At 73.4% G+C, this 16,332-nt stretch carries 17 protein-coding genes; 10 read left to right on the forward strand and 7 right to left on the reverse strand.

What is annotated here, in order from left to right; genetic code table 11:
- Positions 1-48: 48 nt before the first annotated feature.
- Positions 49-738 carry a hypothetical protein gene (locus ADL08_RS22215; protein WP_420709631.1) on the reverse strand — a complete coding sequence of 230 codons (690 nt, stop codon included), beginning with the start codon at positions 736-738 and terminating at the stop codon, positions 49-51.
- A 292-nt stretch (positions 739-1,030) separates the two neighbouring features.
- Here ADL08_RS22215 and ADL08_RS22220 point away from each other — a divergent pair, with 292 nt between their 5' ends.
- The 3 genes from ADL08_RS22220 to ADL08_RS22230 all read left to right on the forward strand — a co-directional run bounded on the left by ADL08_RS22220 (position 1,031) and on the right by ADL08_RS22230 (position 3,567).
- Positions 1,031-1,861 carry a hypothetical protein gene (locus ADL08_RS22220; protein WP_053645694.1) on the forward strand — a complete coding sequence of 277 codons (831 nt, stop codon included), beginning with the start codon at positions 1,031-1,033 and terminating at the stop codon, positions 1,859-1,861.
- Positions 1,862-1,983: 122 nt separating this feature from the next.
- Entirely contained in the window at positions 1,984-2,187 is a 204-nt protein-coding gene (locus ADL08_RS22225) for a hypothetical protein (protein ID WP_053645696.1), read from the forward strand.
- Between the two features lie 189 nt (positions 2,188-2,376).
- Positions 2,377-3,567: a DNA cytosine methyltransferase gene (locus tag ADL08_RS22230; protein ID WP_053645698.1), complete on the forward strand. Its 1,191-nt coding sequence runs from the start codon at positions 2,377-2,379 to the stop codon at positions 3,565-3,567.
- On the opposite strand, the gene ADL08_RS22235 is transcribed toward ADL08_RS22230, so the two are convergent.
- The 4 genes from ADL08_RS22235 to ADL08_RS22250 all read right to left on the reverse strand — a co-directional run bounded on the left by ADL08_RS22235 (position 3,568) and on the right by ADL08_RS22250 (position 7,746).
- Positions 3,568-4,089 (reverse strand): very short patch repair endonuclease, encoded by a 522-nt coding sequence (locus ADL08_RS22235; protein ID WP_078968335.1) that lies wholly within the window; start codon positions 4,087-4,089, stop codon positions 3,568-3,570.
- Positions 4,090-4,103: 14 nt separating this feature from the next.
- Positions 4,104-5,060, reverse strand: a complete 957-nt coding sequence (locus ADL08_RS22240; protein WP_053645703.1) for a NaeI family type II restriction endonuclease — start codon at positions 5,058-5,060, stop codon at positions 4,104-4,106.
- A 118-nt stretch (positions 5,061-5,178) separates the two neighbouring features.
- Positions 5,179-6,177, reverse strand: a complete 999-nt coding sequence (locus ADL08_RS22245) for an SEC-C domain-containing protein (RefSeq protein ID WP_053645705.1) — start codon at positions 6,175-6,177, stop codon at positions 5,179-5,181.
- Positions 6,178-6,345: 168 nt separating this feature from the next.
- Positions 6,346-7,746: an MFS transporter gene (locus tag ADL08_RS22250; RefSeq protein WP_053645707.1), complete on the reverse strand. Its 1,401-nt coding sequence runs from the start codon at positions 7,744-7,746 to the stop codon at positions 6,346-6,348.
- Positions 7,747-7,846: 100 nt separating this feature from the next.
- Between ADL08_RS22250 and ADL08_RS22255 the strand changes: the two genes are divergently transcribed.
- The 5 genes from ADL08_RS22255 to ADL08_RS22275 all read left to right on the forward strand — a co-directional run bounded on the left by ADL08_RS22255 (position 7,847) and on the right by ADL08_RS22275 (position 12,534).
- Positions 7,847-8,371 carry a winged helix-turn-helix transcriptional regulator gene (locus ADL08_RS22255; RefSeq protein WP_078968337.1) on the forward strand — a complete coding sequence of 175 codons (525 nt, stop codon included), beginning with the start codon at positions 7,847-7,849 and terminating at the stop codon, positions 8,369-8,371.
- Positions 8,372-8,471: 100 nt separating this feature from the next.
- A complete protein-coding gene (locus ADL08_RS22260; RefSeq protein ID WP_053645711.1) occupies positions 8,472-8,786 on the forward strand; it encodes a DUF6412 domain-containing protein in 315 nt (104 codons plus the stop codon).
- Between the two features lie 98 nt (positions 8,787-8,884).
- A complete protein-coding gene (locus ADL08_RS22265; protein WP_053645713.1) occupies positions 8,885-9,625 on the forward strand; it encodes a YidC/Oxa1 family membrane protein insertase in 741 nt (246 codons plus the stop codon).
- A 137-nt stretch (positions 9,626-9,762) separates the two neighbouring features.
- Positions 9,763-10,620: a fumarylacetoacetate hydrolase family protein gene (locus ADL08_RS22270; RefSeq protein ID WP_053645715.1), complete on the forward strand. Its 858-nt coding sequence runs from the start codon at positions 9,763-9,765 to the stop codon at positions 10,618-10,620.
- A gap of 153 nt (positions 10,621-10,773) precedes the next feature.
- On the forward strand, positions 10,774-12,534 hold the full coding sequence (locus ADL08_RS22275) for a choice-of-anchor A family protein (protein WP_053645717.1): 1,761 nt from the start codon (positions 10,774-10,776) through the stop codon (positions 12,532-12,534).
- Here the strand turns inward: ADL08_RS22275 and ADL08_RS22280 are convergent.
- Together ADL08_RS22280 and ADL08_RS22285 are read right to left on the reverse strand one after the other, a co-directional pair.
- Positions 12,506-12,988 carry a heme-degrading domain-containing protein gene (locus ADL08_RS22280; RefSeq protein ID WP_053645719.1) on the reverse strand — a complete coding sequence of 161 codons (483 nt, stop codon included), beginning with the start codon at positions 12,986-12,988 and terminating at the stop codon, positions 12,506-12,508. The two genes, ADL08_RS22275 and ADL08_RS22280, sit on opposite strands and share 29 nt — an antisense overlap.
- Positions 12,985-14,079, reverse strand: a complete 1,095-nt coding sequence (locus ADL08_RS22285) for a Gfo/Idh/MocA family oxidoreductase (protein WP_053645721.1) — start codon at positions 14,077-14,079, stop codon at positions 12,985-12,987. The genes ADL08_RS22280 and ADL08_RS22285 overlap by 4 nt, the downstream gene beginning before the upstream one ends.
- A gap of 56 nt (positions 14,080-14,135) precedes the next feature.
- On the opposite strand from ADL08_RS22285, the gene ADL08_RS22290 reads away from it, so the two are divergent.
- Both ADL08_RS22290 and ADL08_RS35810 read left to right on the forward strand, forming a co-directional pair.
- Positions 14,136-15,203, forward strand: a complete 1,068-nt coding sequence (locus tag ADL08_RS22290) for an ROK family transcriptional regulator (protein WP_234352226.1) — start codon at positions 14,136-14,138, stop codon at positions 15,201-15,203.
- A 178-nt stretch (positions 15,204-15,381) separates the two neighbouring features.
- Positions 15,382-16,332 (forward strand): hypothetical protein (locus tag ADL08_RS35810; protein WP_159048503.1); only part of this gene is annotated, 951 nt, incomplete at its 3' end.

Raw genomic sequence — 16,332 nt, forward strand, 5'->3', positions numbered from 1 at the left:
AACTCCGGGCCTCGGCCCGTTTCCCTTCCAGCTCTCCGCCACGGTGCACTACGGCCGTCTGACCGCCGCGCGGACCGTCTCGCGGGACTCCGCCGGCAGACTGCGGTACTCACCCCACAGCCGCTCCATGGTGCTGAAGTCCCGATGGTCGGCCGCCACCCACTGCGCGAAGAGCTCGCGCTCCACACCGCTCATCTTCGCCAGCCGGCCGAGGATGTCCGTCACGTCGGTCTGCCGGCCCCGGCCGCCGATCCTGCACCGCCGGCACTCGATGACCAGCTCGACGGTCTTCCCGCCCGGCTTCAGCACCTCGCGCCGGGCGATGTCCAGCTGGGCGGTCTCGACTCCGCCGTCGTACGCCTCGCCGGCCGCGATGCCGCACACCCGGCAGAGGTGGTCGTCCCGGTCGAGGATCTCACGGCGCTGCGGAGCGCTGATGCCGGCGGCGGCCGGCTTGACCCGCGCCTGGCCGGGCTTCCAGACCTCGGCTCCCCGCTCGACGAACCGGTGCTCGTGCGGGGAGAGGGTGGGGTCCTCGCGATTGGTCGCGATCACCCAGCCGTGCACCCGGAGGTCCCGCATGCGGCGGTCGATCTGCGAGGTCTCCGGGAACGCCTCGCGCAGCTGGGTCTTGGTGAAGACCGAACCCACGCCGACCTCGGTGACGAGCCAGAGCGCGCAGCGGACCATGGTCCCCTGCGTGCTGGTCCGCCACGAGGGAATGTCGGTGTCCACCACGATGATCTCCTTAAGGCCGACCAGGGGTCTGCGTCCGCGTACGGACGCCGGCGCCCGGATCCGTTTGCCTCCCATTGGAAGCGGGCGCCGACCAGTAGATCAAGCTGTTACGGGTGTTTGCGGCCCAACGCAAACACGTGGCGTCGGGGGTCGGCGAAAACGCAAACACCGGAAGACGGAGCCTGCCTCAACGCAAACACCCGGATCAGCGGAACGCCTGCTTCCTGGTTGTGCCTGCGCATGATCGCGTCAGACTGAATGCTCGACAAATACGTTCGTCTCTGGAGGTTCGATGGCCGCTCTGGGCCAAGTGCGGGAAACGTTCTGGGAAGGGTGCACGCCCGAAGACATCAAGTTCGCCACGGAGTTCCGCGCGCTGGTGAACGCGATGACGTCCCCCAAGCAGCATGTCCGCGCACGGCAGCTGGGCATCGCGCCCAGCACCCTGTCCAACTACTGGATCGGCCGCCGTATCCCCTGGCAGGCACGCCTTCATGCCCTCTTCGCGGCGGCACGGAAGTACTCAGCCGGTGACGAGCCGGTGACCTTGGCCGCTCTTGAGAAGCTGCGCGCGTATGCGCGGCTGAACCGGCTCAGCCGCGACTCCCACGCCGCATCCGTCATCTGGAGACTGCCTGACGGGATGCAGGTGTCCGGTACGGACGCCCCGGCCCCCGGCACCGTTCCGGCAACGGGACCGGCGCAGGACCGGCAGAGCACCGGAAACGCCGGGCCGCTGGAGAACGGGGAGAACCCGGAGACGCCGGGGAACTCGCTTGACCGGAGGGACCAGGAGAAGCCGGAGATCGCCGAGAGCGGCGCGGTGGGTGAAACCCTGGGAATCCTGCGGGCGGCACGGGCGTCGGAGGACCTCCGGCACCTCGTCGGTACGGCCTGGTCGGCCAGCAGGACCTTCAGCGAGGCCGAGTTCTGCGCCGCCGTCGCCGCGCTCCACGCCACCGGCGACACGGACCTGGCCGAGGCGCTGCTCCTCGCCGACGGACAGCGCGGCCCGGACGCCACGATGCGGCTCGCCCTGGCCCTGATGGGCGCCGGTCTCGGCAGCTCCGCCGAGCTCGTCATGCGCGCCAGCCTTCCCGCGGAGGCCAGCCTGGTGCGGTAGCCGACAGCCCTCGGGGCATCTCCGAAGAACACCAGCACGGAGTAGGGCGAAGTCGCCGCTCCGGTCTCTGTGGCGCCCGGTTCCGGACCGCCTCCTCACTCACGCCGTACAGGAGTCCCTTCATGCTGCACATTTCGCTGGCCCTGATCGTTGGGATCGGCTTCGCCGTCTTGTTCTCGGCCGCTATCGCCGCCGGCGCTTTCGCCCTCGCCAGGGGTGACGGGCAGACGGTGTCCGTGTCGGTCCGCCGGGGAGCCGGAGCCTTCGCCTGCGCGCTCACCCTCGGCATCCTGATCCTCACTCTGCTCAGGGGGACGCCGGGTTAGCCGACCGTGGGCGCTGCACGAGGAGTACGCTCCCGATCCGCCTGGGCAGGGTGAGACACCCGTGCCTGATGCCGCACACTTATGTGGGCGCTGTCGGCTAGTGAGGCGCATTGTCAGTGGGGTCTGTCACCCTCTGTGATGGCTGGTGGCACAAGGCGCCAGCCGGGGTTCGCGTACGAAGGAGGGTGCATGGCCAGCACTGAATCGGAGTTCACCTCGATCGAGATCTGTGCTGGAGCCGGCGGACAGGCCATCGGCCTGCACCGCGCGGGTTTCCGGCACCTCGCACTCGTGGAGATCGACAAGCACGCCAGGGAGACGCTGCGGCGGAACATCGAGACGCGGCCGGACTGGGCGTGGGAGCTACGCCACTGTGACCTCCGACACTCGGACGTGACGGACTTCGAGCCTCTCGAAACCATCAGCCGGGACGGGGTGCCGCTCCAGCCGGGTGAGCTGGACCTCCTGGCCGGCGGCGTACCGTGCCCTCCGTTCTCGCACGCCGGGAAGCAGCTCGGCAGGGACGACGAGAGGGATCTCTTCCCTCGCATGCTCTATCTCGTGGAAAAGCTCCGGCCCCGGGCGGTCATGATTGAAAACGTACGGGGCATTCTGGACCCCAAATTCGAGGACTACCGGGACTACATTAGGGCCAGGCTCGCGGGAGGCTCATACCGCGAGGTAGATGGGACCGTCGTCACCGACGAGGGAATGGATTACCGGGTCTGTCACTGGGGTCTTCTGGAGGCCAGTAACTTCGGGGTCCCGCAGCTCCGGCCGCGTGCGATTCTCGTCGCCATCCGGGAAGACGTCCTGAAGGACGTGAAGTACGAGTGGCCCACGTCGACGCACGAGGAGCCGTTCAGCGTCGCGGAGGCGCTGAAAGCGTCGATGGAGGCGCGGTATGCCGCCCACTACGGCGGCGTCCGTGAGCAGCAAGCGCGGGATGCCTTGGAGAAGTGGCACCGGAAGGCGTCGGAGCGGCACGCGGAGCTCAGGGCCAAGGGCAGTGCCGGCATCGCGCCCACGCTCGTGGGCGGCTCCAAGAAGCACGGCGGTGCTGACCTCGGTCCGAGCCGGGCCAAGGCGGCCTGGAAGCAGCTGGGCGTGTCGGGCCTCGGGGTCGCCAATGACGCCGAGACCGCCGAGAAGAAGAACTCGGCGGACCGTGACCTCTTCGGCGCGGACGGCCCGATGCTGACGGTCGAGCAGGCCGCGATCATCCAGGGCTTCCCGCACGACTGGATCTTCGACGGGGGCAAGACGGCTCAGTACCGGCAGGTCGGCAACGCCTTCCCGCCGCCGGTCGCCGAGGCCGTGGGCCGCTCGATCATGGAGGTCCTCAAGGCCGCCCGGGAGCGGGACGCGCAGCAGTCCTGATCAAGGCGTGTCCATGCCTGTGTCCGTGCCCTTTTTCTCCGCACGGGCACAGGCACGGCGCTTCTCCACTTCGGCGGCGATCCGGAGGGCGCACTCGGCGGGTGCCTCGTGCTCCCAGAAGCGGAGGACGGTCCATCCCGCCTCCAGCAGCCGCGCGTCCGTGTCCCGGTCGCGGGCCATGTTGCCGGCGACCTTGTCCGACCAGTAGCCAGGATTCGTCTTGGGCGGCACGTAATGCTCGGGACATCCATGCCAATAGCACCCATCGATGAACACCGCGACCCTCACCGGCCGGAAGACGATGTCCGCCGTCCGCCGCAGGTCGGCCACCGGCCTGGCGGCCACGCGGTAGCGCAGCCCCTGGGCGTGCAGCAGCCTCCGGACCAGTTGCTCCGGTTTCGTGTCGCGGCTGCGGATGGCCTGCATATTGCGTCGGCGGGCGGCGGATGAGGCCCAGGAGCCCGGCGGGAGCTCCGGCTCCCCGGCCGGCGGGCGGGTGTCCTTCTGGCGCGGATCGTCCATGGTGCTGGCGGCCCCTACAGCGGCGCGGGGACGGTCGGCTGTTCCCCAGGGAGGGGGACAGCGTAGAAGAGTCCGTTGATTTCGGCCTTGGCCCGGCTGCTTTCGGGGCCGACTTGAGTGAGGGGCGTGGAGAGCCACGATCCCTTTCCCGGAATGTCGAGGCCGAGTGCCTGGGCGATCTGCGGGTGCGGATTCAGGTGCCCGAGGACGGCGATGCCTTCAGAGCGCAGCTTGGTCCGGGCGTCGCGGACCCGCTTGGGGCTGTCGTCCTGTCGGGCGACGGTGAGAACGGTGTTCCGGTTGATGACTCGTCCCTGAACCCGCCGGAACAGCTCGTCGGTACGCAGCTGTCCGCTTCTTCCCCCGCCAGCTCCGAAGATTGCTTCCCGGTCGGCCTGGCTGGTGTGGAGAAGGATGTTCTCCGGGAGCTTCGCCCGGTTGGCGATCCAGAGGACGGCATTCCGCCCCGATGCCGAAAGCGTTCGCTTGCCGTCCCGGTTCCTGCCGGGGTTCAGCACGTCGTCGCTGATGCGCAGGACCCCCGCGGCGAATTCACCTTTCCGGTCGTTGGCGGAGACGAGAAGGCAGATGTGCCGGTCGGCCTCTGACGGAATGGTCCAGTTCTGCCCGACGGTGAACTTCGAGTCGACCTCATGGCCGGCGATCACGTAGTCCATGCTCCGGCCGCGGCCCAGGCCGAAGGCGCTCCTCAGGATGATCTCCACCTTGGTGCCGAGGTAGGTCTTCTCGGTCTTCTCCAGCGTGTCGATGTCGAAGCGGCCGGTGCGCTGACCGTCCAGGACTTCGTCGAATGCCTGCCGGATCGAGTCTCCTATGACCTGGGCCGCCTGGCGCTGCTCCAGCCAGGCGGCCACCTCGGAGACAGCGGCGTCAGGTTCCGAGGAGCGGCTGAGCCGGGTTCCCACGTTCTGCGCGGCCGCGATGTCGAAAGGAAGGAAGGATTCCTGCACTGCTGTCAGCTCCCCGGATGTGTCCGCGCCCGATGCGCGACCCGGATCACTCCGCACTGTGGCACTCCCCGTACCCCCGTTCCGAGCCGCACCTGCATTCTGCCGGACCGGTCGGACGTCACTCCGACCCGTGGCACTTCCCGTACGTCTCCCCCGACCCGCACCAGCACTCCGCCCCCCGTGCCGGCGGCCACGTCGTGGCGCGGCCTCGGGCGGCCAGGGTGGTGGCGTACTGGGGGAGGAGGTCCGCGTTGGAGGGGCGGGTGGATTCCGAGGCGGCGAAGGCCTCGTAGGAGGGGACCGTGGCGCGGACGATGCCCAGGTTGGGGGTGCCGGCGCTCGCCAGTTCGCGCAGGGACGCCTCGATGTCCGTCAGGTGTGCCTCGTACGTCGGGTACTCCGTCTCCAGCTCCGGGTAGGCCGCGAGGAGCTCGTCCAGTTCCGGTTCCGGCCAGTGGAGGACGGCGACCGGGAAGGGGCGGGAGAGGGCGGTGCGGTAGGTGCCCAGTTCGGAGCGGAGGCGGGCGATCTCGGCCCGCAGCTCCGCCGGGTCCTCCGAGCCGAGGGACCAGAGGCGCTTCGGGTCGTGCAGTTCGTCCAGCGGGACCGCCGCCGTGTGCAGCCGGTCCGCCAGGGCGTCCCAGTCGTCGTGCGGCAGCGCCAGCATGCGGCGGACCCGGTGCCGGGTCGTGATCAGGGACCGGGTCGCGTGGGGGAGGTCGTCCGGGGTGGTCAGCAGGAGTCTCGCCGCTTCCGTCAGGGTCGACTCCGCCGCCTCCAGCTCGTCGTGGGCCTCCAGCGTCTCCGCCGCGATCTGCCACGGCGCCGCGTCCGACGGCCGGGCGCCCCGGAGGCCCTCGATGATCGCCCGGGCCTCGGCCTCGTGCCCGTACTCCCACAGGTTCGCCGCCTTCAGCGCCCTGATCAGGTGCGGGTCCACGGGCTCGGACGACAGGAGGTCGTCGTAGAGGGCCGTCGCGCCCGGGCGGTCGCCCGCCAGTTCCAGGTGGGCCGCCGCCCGGAGGTACAGGGGCTCCCGGTCGCCCGGGTACTGCGCGGCGGTGCGCAGCAGGCGCTCGGCTTCGGCGGTGTGGGCGGCAGGCGTGTCGGGGCGCATGCGTCCCACCGTACTGCTGTACGGCCCCGGAGAGTTGGCGCGTCGGCGTTTGTCGTGCCCCCGGAGGGAGGGGGAGGCGCCGTGCGGCCGTCCGGCCTCACCTGCGGGGTTTCCCTCCTCCGGCCGGTATCCCCTCGCCGGGAGTGGGCGATCTCTCTTTCGGAGCGCCTACCTCCTCCCCGCCAGGACGAGCGTCAGCGCCGCTCCCGTCAGCGCCAGCGCCGCCGACGCCACGAGCGCCGCGTCCGGGCCCGCCGTCGCCAGGGCGAGCGTCAGGGCCACTCCCGCCGAGGAGCCGATGTAGCGGGCGGTGTTGTTGGCGCCCGAGCCCATCGCCGCCCGCTCCGGCGGTACGGAGTCGACCGCGAGCCGGGGGAGCGCCGCGTTCAGGAGGCCGCTGCCCGCGCCCGCCACCAGCAGGCCCGGGAGGAGGCGCCACGCGCCCGCGTGGTCCTCAAGGGCCCCCAGGAACGTCAGTACTCCCACCGCCGACAGGGTGAACCCCAGGGTCAGTTGGTGCGCGGCGGAGAGCCGGGCCGCCAGGCGGCGGGTCTGGAGGGCCGCCACGAACGACGTTCCCGACCAGAGCAGGAACAGCCAGGCCGTGCCCAGCGGTGTCATCCCGGCGCCGGCCTGGAGCAGCGTCGGCACCACGCTGAACAGGCCGATCACCGCCAGGCCCGTGAAGAGCGCCCCGAGCGTCGACGCCAGGAACACCGGCCGCCGCAGCAGCGCCAGGTCGATCATGGGGTTCTTCCGCCGGGTCTCCACCGCCGCGAACAGGGCCGTCAGGGCCGCCGAGGCCAGGAGCAGGAGGGCCACCGGGAGGCGCAGCCAGCCGTCCCTGCCCAGGGTGAGCGCCGTGAGCAGCGCCGCCAGGGCCAGGCCGAGGACCAAGGCCCCCGTGACGTCCGGGCGGGGGGTCCCGGCCCTGCCCGTGGCCGCCGTCGTCGTCGCCGTCGTCGTTTTCGGCAGCCATCGCGCTCCCGCCGCCGCCGTCACCAGGGCGCCCGCCCCGAGTGCTCCGTACGCCAGTCGCCAGTCCGCCAGGCTCAGCGCGCCCGCCAGGAGGGGGCCGAGGGCGATGCCGCCGCTGACCGACGCGCCCCATGTGCCCGTCGCCCTGATCCGGTCCCGGCCCGCCGGGTACGCGTGGGCGAGGAGGCCCAGGCTGGCCGCCAGGACGGCCGCGCTCGCCGCGCCCTGGGCGATCCGGGCCGCCGTGAAGGCGAGCGTGGACCCGGCGAGCGCGCCGAGCGCGGTGGTGAGGCCGAGGGCGAGCGTGCCGAGGAGGAAGACCCGGCGCCGGCCGTACGCGTCGGCGAGGCCGCCGGCCATCAGAAGGAGGGCCGCGAGGCCGAGCGGGGTGCCGTTGAGCAGCCAGGCCTGGGCGGAGGGAGGGGTCCCGAAGGCGGCCGCCACGGCGGGGAGGGTGGGCATCGGGGCCGTGTAGTTCATCAGCGCCACGGCCGTCGCCGTCGCCGTCACGGCCAGGGTGGCGGCGCCCGCCCGCCCCTCGGGGGGCGGGGAGGGAGGGGACGTGGGGGCGTAGGGCGTTCGTCGGGGCACGGCGGGGCCTCCACCTGTCGGCCGATCAGTCGGTTCGGTGAACGAACTAAAGGTATCAGGTCGGTTCGTTCAGCGAACCCCGTTCGGTACGATGGATCCCATGGCCCTCGGCAAGGACTACGCCCAGCAGCAGTGCTCCATCGCCCGCGCCCTCGAAGTGGTCGGCGAGCGCTGGACCCTCCTCGTCGTGCGCGACGCCTTCTACGGCGTCCGGCGCTACAGCGACTTCCTCGCCCACCTCGGCGCCCCCCGCGCCGTCCTCGCCGCCCGCCTCCAGGCCCTCGTCGAGGTCGGCGTCCTCGAACGGCGGCGCTACCGGGAGTCGCCCCCGCGCGACGAGTACGTCCTCACCGGGCGCGGCCTCGCCCTCTGGCCCGTCCTGTGGTCGCTCGGCTCCTGGGCCCGGACCGAGCTCCCCGGCACCCTGCCGATGCGCCGCTTCCACCACGCCGACTGCGGCACCGAACTCGACCCGCACGGCGCGTGCCCCGCCTGCCGCCTCCCCGTCCCGCCCGCCGACGTCGAGATGCGGCCCGGCGCCGGGCTCGACCCGGACCCCGCCGACCCCGTCGGCCGCGCCCTCCTGAAGCCCCGGCGCCTTCTCGTACCCCTGGAGACCGCCTGAGCGCGGGACGTCGGGTACGGGGCGGGAGACCGCGGGAACTTCCCCGTTCCGCCGTGCGTCTTCATGCCAGGGAAGCCGGCGGTACGGAGGAGGTGACGGGATGACGGGCAGGATCCCGGCCCCACGGGTCTTCGCGCCGCTGCTCTTCCTGCTCGCCCTCACCGGACTGCTCCTGTCCGACGGGGCCGGCGCCCTCGCCGGAGCCGGTGTCTCCGCCGCCTTCGCCCTGGCCGCGGCCACCCTCGTCCGCGCCCTGACCGGCGCCCGTACGGCTCCGGCCGTGCCGCCCACCGCCGTCCGCACCGCCCTGCGCGACCGCGAGCGGCGCACCGCCTTCCTGCCGCAGCGCGACCCCGACGCCGCGGGCCGCCGCAGACCCCGGGCTCCCGGCCGTCCCCTCCCGACGGCCGCGTAGGGAGCTCCCGCACACCCCCGGAAATCCCCCGCGCGGATCCGTCATGCCGAGAAACGCACCTCTCCCCGGCACGACGAGACCCCACGGAGGGCTCCCCCATGTCCGACCTCATGTCCCTTTTCGCCGCCCTGGTCGAGCGGCTCGCCGAGCTGCTCCAGCCGCTCTTCGCCACCACCGCCACCGCCGCCGCGATCGTCCTCTTCACCGCGCTCGTACGGCTCGCCGTCCACCCGCTCTCCCGGGCCGCCGCCCGCGGCCAGAAGGCCCGCACCCGCATCGCCCCGCAGCTCGCCGCGCTCCGCGAGAAGCACGCCCAGAACCCCGAGCGGCTCAAGAAGGCGATGCTCGACCTGCACGCGAAGGAGAAGGTCTCCCCCTTCGCCGGCATCATGCCCAGCCTGCTCCAGGCCCCCGCCTTCCTCCTCATGTACCACCTGTTCGCCGGCGACCGGATGGCCGGGCACGCCCTCTTCGCCGCCCCGCTCGGCGACCGCTGGGCCGACGCCCTCTCCCACGGCGGCCCGTTCGGCCCGGCCGGGCAGGTCTACCTCGTCCTGTTCGCGCTCGTCACCGCCGTCGCCGCCTTCGGCTACCGCCACACCAGGCGGCAGCTCGCCGCCCAGCCCCTCGACCTCGGGCAGCCCACCCCCGGCGCGGGCGCGATCGCCAAGGTGATGCCGCTGCTCTCCTTCGCCACCCTGATCACGGTCGCCGTCGTCCCGCTCGCCGCCGCCCTCTACGTCGTCACCAGCACCGCCTGGACCGTCGTCGAGCGGGCCCTCCTCTTCCGCGTACGGGCCGACGAGACGTCCGGCGGCGCCGTTGCTACTCGTGCGTAAGGGTCCACTGCGTGGGCGGGGTCTTGCAGAGCGGCCCGTTCTCTTGGAGGATCGACCAATCCTCCGATGGCCGCACTCCATCGGCCGGGGCACCTCAGGGCCCCTCCCGGGCCCACCTCGACCACAGGGAGAAGACCATGAAGCTGCTGCGTGTCGGCCCGCCCGGAGCCGAGCGTCCCGCCCTCCTCGACCAGGGCGGCACCCTCCGCGACCTCTCCGCCCTCGTCGACGACGTCGACGGCGGCCTGCTCTCCGACGCCGCGGCCCTCGACCGGATCCGCGCCGCGGCCGGTGCCGGGGTGCTGCCCCCGCTCGACGCCACCGGGCTGCGCGTCGGCCCGCCCGTCGGCCGGATCGGCAAGGTCGTGTGCATCGGGCTGAACTACCACGGGCACGCCGCCGAGACCGGCCAGGCCACCCCGGCCGAGCCCGTCGTCTTCCTCAAGGCCGCCGACACCGTCGTCGGCCCGGACGACACCGTGCTCGTACCGCGCGGCTCGGTGAAGACCGACTGGGAGGTGGAGCTCGCGATCGTCATCGGCCGCACCGCCCGCTACCTGGAGACCGACGAGCAGGCCCTCGCGCACGTCGCCGGGTACGCCGTCGCCCACGACGTCTCCGAGCGCGAGTTCCAGATCGAGCGCGGCGGCACCTGGGACAAGGGCAAGAACTGCGAGACCTTCAACCCGCTCGGCCCCTGGCTCGTCACCGCCGACGAGGTGCCCGACCCGCAGGCGCTCTCCCTCCGGCTCTGGGTCAACGGCGAGCTGAAGCAGGACGGCCACACCTCCGACCAGATCTTCCCGGTCGCGGAAGTCGTCCGGTACGTCAGCCGGTTCATGACCCTGCACCCGGGCGACGTCATCAACACCGGCACGCCCGCCGGCGTCGCCATGGGGCAGCCGGATCCCAAGCCGTACCTGCGTCCCGGCGACGTGGTCGAGCTGGAGGTCGAGGGGCTCGGCAGGCAGCGCCAGGAGCTCAAGAGCGCCTGAGGCCGCAGGGGCGACGGGGCCGCGGGGTCGCGGGGGTGACGGGGGCTGCGAGACCGTCAGAAAGGGTCCCCGCCTGGGCCCTTCCGTTGTGAAATGGGCGGCGCCCCGCGTGGGGCGTCGCCATTTTCATACCTATTTTGCATATTGCCCGATATGGAACGAATTTCGCACGCGCGAGGGCGGGATCGGCGCCGCCTCGCCCTCATCGCCGCGTCCACGGTCGCGGCCACCGCCCTCGTCGGCACCCTGGCCGTCACCGGCCACGCCGACCCGCTCCCGGGCGGCCTCGGTCCCTGCCTGCCGGGCAACTGCCCCGCCGCGTACCCCGACCTCAACAGCGCTCCCGTCCAGTACCGGGACAACAACATCAACATCTTCGTCGGCGGCGACTTCCTCGTCCGCGAGGCCGCGGCCGAGGCCGAGGGCAAGGTCGTGGTCCTGGGCGGCTTCGACATGAACAAGCGCGTGGGTGCCTCCGCCGTCTACAACGTCGGGATCGTGGGCGCCGGGTCCCGCGTCCCGCCCGTCAACGGCACCGACTTCCTCACCGTCGGCGAGGACGTGACGGTCGCCGCCGGGCAGCGCCTGCTCACCAGCGAGGGCACGGTCAGCGGCGTCACGCGCTACGGGGGCGCGCTCTCCGGCACGGTGCTCCCGGACCCGGTGCAGGACGACGACGCGGCCGCCCCGTACGTCTCGCTCCGCGACCGGCTCAGCGACGCGAGCCAGTGCTACGCCTACGTCGGCGGCGCCCACCGCGCCACCACCGGCACCGCCGCCAACAGCGGCATGGAGACCCTCTTCACGGGCGACGGCACCTCGGACCTCCAGGTCTTCGACGTCGGCTTCGACCTGGAGTCCGCGAGCGGCGGGCAGCAGAACATCCGCTTCGAGGGCGTCCCGGCCGGGGCGACCGTCCTCGTCAACGTCTACGGCGCCGACCGCACCGTCGACACGTACATCAACCAGCTGCCGAACGGCCTGCGCGAGCGGGTCCTGTGGAACTTCCCGGACGCCACGGCGGTGAAGTTCGAGGGGACCGCCCAGTTCGCGGGCAGCGTCCTGATCGGCAACCAGGCCAGCACGGCGACCGTGACCATGCCGGGCACGAACGGCCGCTTCTTCGCCACCGGCAACCTGACGCACGCGTCGGAGACGACCGGCGGCGGTGGACAGGAGATGCACGCCTACCCGTTCAACGGGGACCTGCCGTCCTGCACGGACCCGACGCCGACGCCCACGCCTACGCCTACGCCGACGGATCCGACGCCTACGCCGACCGATCCGACGCCTACGCCGACCGATCCGACCCCGACCCCCACGGATCCGACGCCGACTCCGACGGATCCCACACCTACGCCGACCGATCCGACGCCGACCCCGACGGACCCGACTCCCACGCCGACGGATCCGACGCCGACCCCCACGGATCCGACCCCGACGCCTACGGATCCGACGCCTACGCCGACGGATCCGACTCCCACGCCCACGGACCCGACGCCCACCCCGACCGACCCGACCCCGACCCCCACCGACCACACGAGCGGTGGTGGTGACGGCGGCTACGGCGACGACACCGGCGGTTCCAACGGGTCCGGCGGGCACGGTGACTCCGGTGGTACCGGCGGTCCCGGCGGATCAGGCGGATCTGGCGGTCCCGGCGGCCACAGTGCCTCCGGCGGTTCCAACGGCACCGGCGGGCACGGCAGTTCCGGCAGCACCGGCAGCTCCGGCGGGCACGGCTCCACCGGTGGTTACGGCGACTCCGGCGGCAACCACCACGGTGCGAACGGCGAGCTCTCCGAGACCGGTGCCGGCAACGGGAAGATCGTCATGGGTGCCATGGCGGTCGTCCTCGCCCTCGGCGGCGGCGTCCTCGTGATGATCAGCCGGCGTCGGCGCCGCACGAACTGAGCAGCCGCTCCAGCGCCTCGACGACCAGGGCGTGGTCCTCGGCCTGCGGCAGCCCCGAGACCGTGACCGAGCCGATCACCCCCGCGCCCTCGACCCCGATCGGGAACGACCCGCCATGGGCGGCGTACCGGTCGGGGTCGAGGCGCGAGGACGCCTCGAACGTCGTCCCTTTGGCCCGGAACCGGGCCCCGACCAGGAACGAGCTCTCGCCGTACCGTTCGACCACCCGCCGCTTGCGGTCGATCCACGCGTCGTTGTCCGCGCTGGACCCCGGCAGCGCGCAGTGGAACAGCTGCTGCGCCCCGCGCCGCACGTCGACCGCCACGGGCGCCTTCCGCTCCCGGGCCAGGGAGACGAGCAGCGTCCCGAGCGTCCAGGCGTCCTCGTACGTGAAGCGGGGGAGGACCAGCCGGGCCTCCTGCGCCGCCAGCTCCTCCACCTCCGAGCCGCTCACGGCGCCACCGTGATCCCCTCGCGGGCCGACCGCCGCGCCGCCTCCAGGACGTCGAGCGCGTCGGCGGCCTCGTGCGCGGTGACCGGGTTCGGGCCGGTGCCGCGCAGGGCGGCGGCGACGGCCGCGTAGTACGCCGGGTAGTCGCCGGGCAGCGACTCGACCGGGGTCCCGCCGCCGGTCAGCGGCGACTTGCCGGCGCCGAGCCGGCCCCACAGCTCCTCCGGCTCCGCGCCCCAGGCGGCGCCCCCGGATCCGGGCCGCAGCCCGTCGCGCAGGGCGGCCTCCTGGGGGTCGAGGCCGTACTTCACGAAGCCCGCGCGCCGCCCGAGCACCCGGAACCGGGGGCCGAGCTGGGCGGTGGTGGCGCTCACGTACAGGTGGGAGCGGACCCCGTTCGCGTGGGTGAGCGCGAGGAAGGTGTCGTCGTCGGCCTCGGCGCCCGGCCGGCGCACGTCCGACTCGGCGTACACCGAGACCACCGGGCCGAAGAGGACGAGGGCCTGGTCCACGACGTGGCTGCCCAGGTCGTACAGGAGCCCGCCGATCTCCTCCGGCGCCCCTGACTCGCGCCAGCCGCCCTTGGGCTTCGGCCGCCACCGCTCGAAGCGGGACTCGAAGCGCTGGACCTCGCCGAGCGCGTCCTCGTCCAGGAGGCGGCGCAGGGTGCGGAAGTCGCCGTCCCAGCGGCGGTTCTGGAAGACCGAGAGCAGCAGGCCCCGCTCCTCGGCGAGGGCGGCCAGGCCGCGCGCCTCGGCGGCGGTCCCGGCGAGCGGCTTGTCCACGACGACCGGCAGGCCCGCCTCCAGGGCGGCCGTGGCGACCTCGACGTGCGTCTTGTTGGGGGAGGCGACGACGACCAGGTCCAGCTCCTCCGCGCCCGGCGCCCACAGCTCCTCGGGCTTCGCCGCCACCCGTACGCCCGGATGGGCGGCGCGGGCCTCGGCGGCCCGCTCGGGGTTGCCGGTGGTGACGGCGGCGAGGGCGAGGTCCCCGGAGGCGGCGATCAGCGGGGCGTGGAAGACGGAGCCCGCCAGGCCGTAGCCGACGAGTCCGACGCGGAGGGGGGTGCGGGGGGAGTCGGTGCCAGTCATGCGCCTCACTTAAGCAACGCTGTTGCCGAAGTGCAAGCCGCCCTGACAATGGGGGAGTGAAGAAGGACCAGGGTGGAGTGAACGTACCGGCGCTGCGCAGCCACAACGCCGCGCTCGTGCTCGATCTGCTGCGCGGGGCGGGGGAGGCCGGGATCAGCCGTCTGGAGCTGGCCGAGCGGACCGGGCTCACCCCGCAGGCCGTCAGCAAGATCACCGCGCGGCTGCGGGCCGAGGGCCTCGCGGCGGAGGCGGGCCACCGCGCCTCGACCGGCGGCAAGCCCCGTACGGTCCTGCGCCTGGAGCCCTCCGCCGCGCACGCCGTCGGCGTCCACCTCGACCGCGACGAGCTGACGGCCCTCCTGACCGACCTCGCGGGCACGACCGTGGCCCTCCGCCGCCGCCCGGTGGACCTGGGGGCGGGGACCGGGCCGGTCCTGGACGCGGTGACGGAGGAGGTGCGGGCGCTGCTGCGGGAGGGCGGGGAGGAGCGGGCCGTCCTCGGCGCCGGGGTCGCCATGCCGGGGCCCCTGGACCACCGCGCCGGGCTGCCCGGCCGGGTCACGGGCTTCCCCGAGTGGGCCGGCCACCCGGTCCGCGAGGAGCTGGCCCGGCGCCTCGGGCTCCCCGTCGTCCTCGACAAGGACACCAACGCCGCCGCCCTCGGCCTCGCCCTGCGCCCCGGCGCCCCCGCCTCCTTCGCCTACGTCCACCTCGGCACGGGCCTCGGCGCCGGCCTCGTCCTCGGCGGCGCGCCGCTGCGCGGGGACAGGACCGGGGCGGGCGAGCTGGGCCACCAGACCGTCCAGCTCGACGGACCGCCGTGCGGCTGCGGCGGGCGCGGCTGCCTGGAGGTCCTGTGCCTGGCGGCGGTCGCGCGCGGCGAACTCGCCGGGGCCGCGCGGATCCTGGGCGCGGGCGCCGCCAATCTCGTACGGCTCCTCGACATCGACCAGGTCCTCCTGGGCGGCCGGGTGGTGCTCGCCGCGCCGGAGGCCTTCGCGGACGGGGTGCGGGAGGTCCTCGCCGGCCTCGGCCTGACGGCCCCGGTGGGCGTCGTCGCGGAACGGGACGCGGTGGCGGAGGGCGCGGCGTGGCTGACCCTGGCGCCGGTCTTCGGGAAGTAGACGGGCCCTCTCTCCGGCTCGATGGAGCCCGATCGATCCGATGATCGGAAAGTAGGCTGATCGGGCGGATTCTCGCCCCTTCCGGAGGAGCGCCCGGTGTCGCTGCCCGGCCCGCCCCCTCCCGCGTGGCAGCGTCGCGGCCGTCCCCCTGCCCGCGATCAGCAAAGGCACCGGCACCATGGCATCCGTACCCCTGCGACTGCGCAGCGTCCGCGCCGTGACCGTGGCGACCGCCGTGGCGGCTCCCTTCGCGCTCGCGGCCCCCGTCCCGGCGACGGCGACGGCGACCTCGGCCCCGACCCCGGCGGCGACGGCCCCCGGGCCGGGCGCGGCCGCCCCCGACCCCCCCGGCCCCCCGCGGCTCCCCGCCGTCCCCGCCCCCGACCCGCCCGTCCCCGGCTGCGGCGTCCCGGACGACGACGCCTTCCCGCTCGACACCCGCATCCACGGCGGCCCGGCCGGTTACACGGCGGGCGGCCCCTTCCAGGGCTGGCGGCTCGACCTCACGAACACCACCGGGTCGCCCTGCTCCGGGATCCACCCGGTGCTCGTCCTCACCGACCGCGACCGGGTCCTGCGGCCGGAGCAGATCCGCTTCGAGTTCTACGACGCCGGGGCCGCGCGCTGGCACCCCGTGGCCTTCGAGGAGACCTCGGAGGCCGAGAACGTGGGCGTGTTCACCGACTTCGGCGGCTTCGCCGTCCCCGCCGGCGAGACCCTCACCGTCCCCGTACGGCTCGCCTTCGGCGCGGGGGCGGCCCCCGGCGAGGTCCTGGTCAACGCGGCGATCGTCCAGCGCCGGGGCGCGGACGGGGACTGGATCGGGGACTCCGGCGACTACCGCCTGACCATCGGCCCTACCGACCCGGACGCCCTGGACGCCCCGGTCGAGCCGGCCGAGCCGTCCGGCTCCACCGAGCCCCCCGGGCCCACCGCGCCGCCCGGGACCACGGCCCCGGCCGCGCCCGCCGAACCGCCGAAGAGCACGGAGGGCGTGAAGAGCACGAAGCCGCCGAAGTCCGAGGAGCCGTCGAAGCCCGGGGAGCCGTCGCAGTCCGCGGACCCGGTGGGGCCCACCGCCTCGGCCGGACCGACGGCCACCGCCTCGGCCGGACCGACGGCCCCCGCC

This window comes from Streptomyces sp. NRRL F-6492 (assembly GCF_001280125.1).
GTDB lineage: Bacteria > Actinomycetota > Actinomycetes > Streptomycetales > Streptomycetaceae > Streptomyces.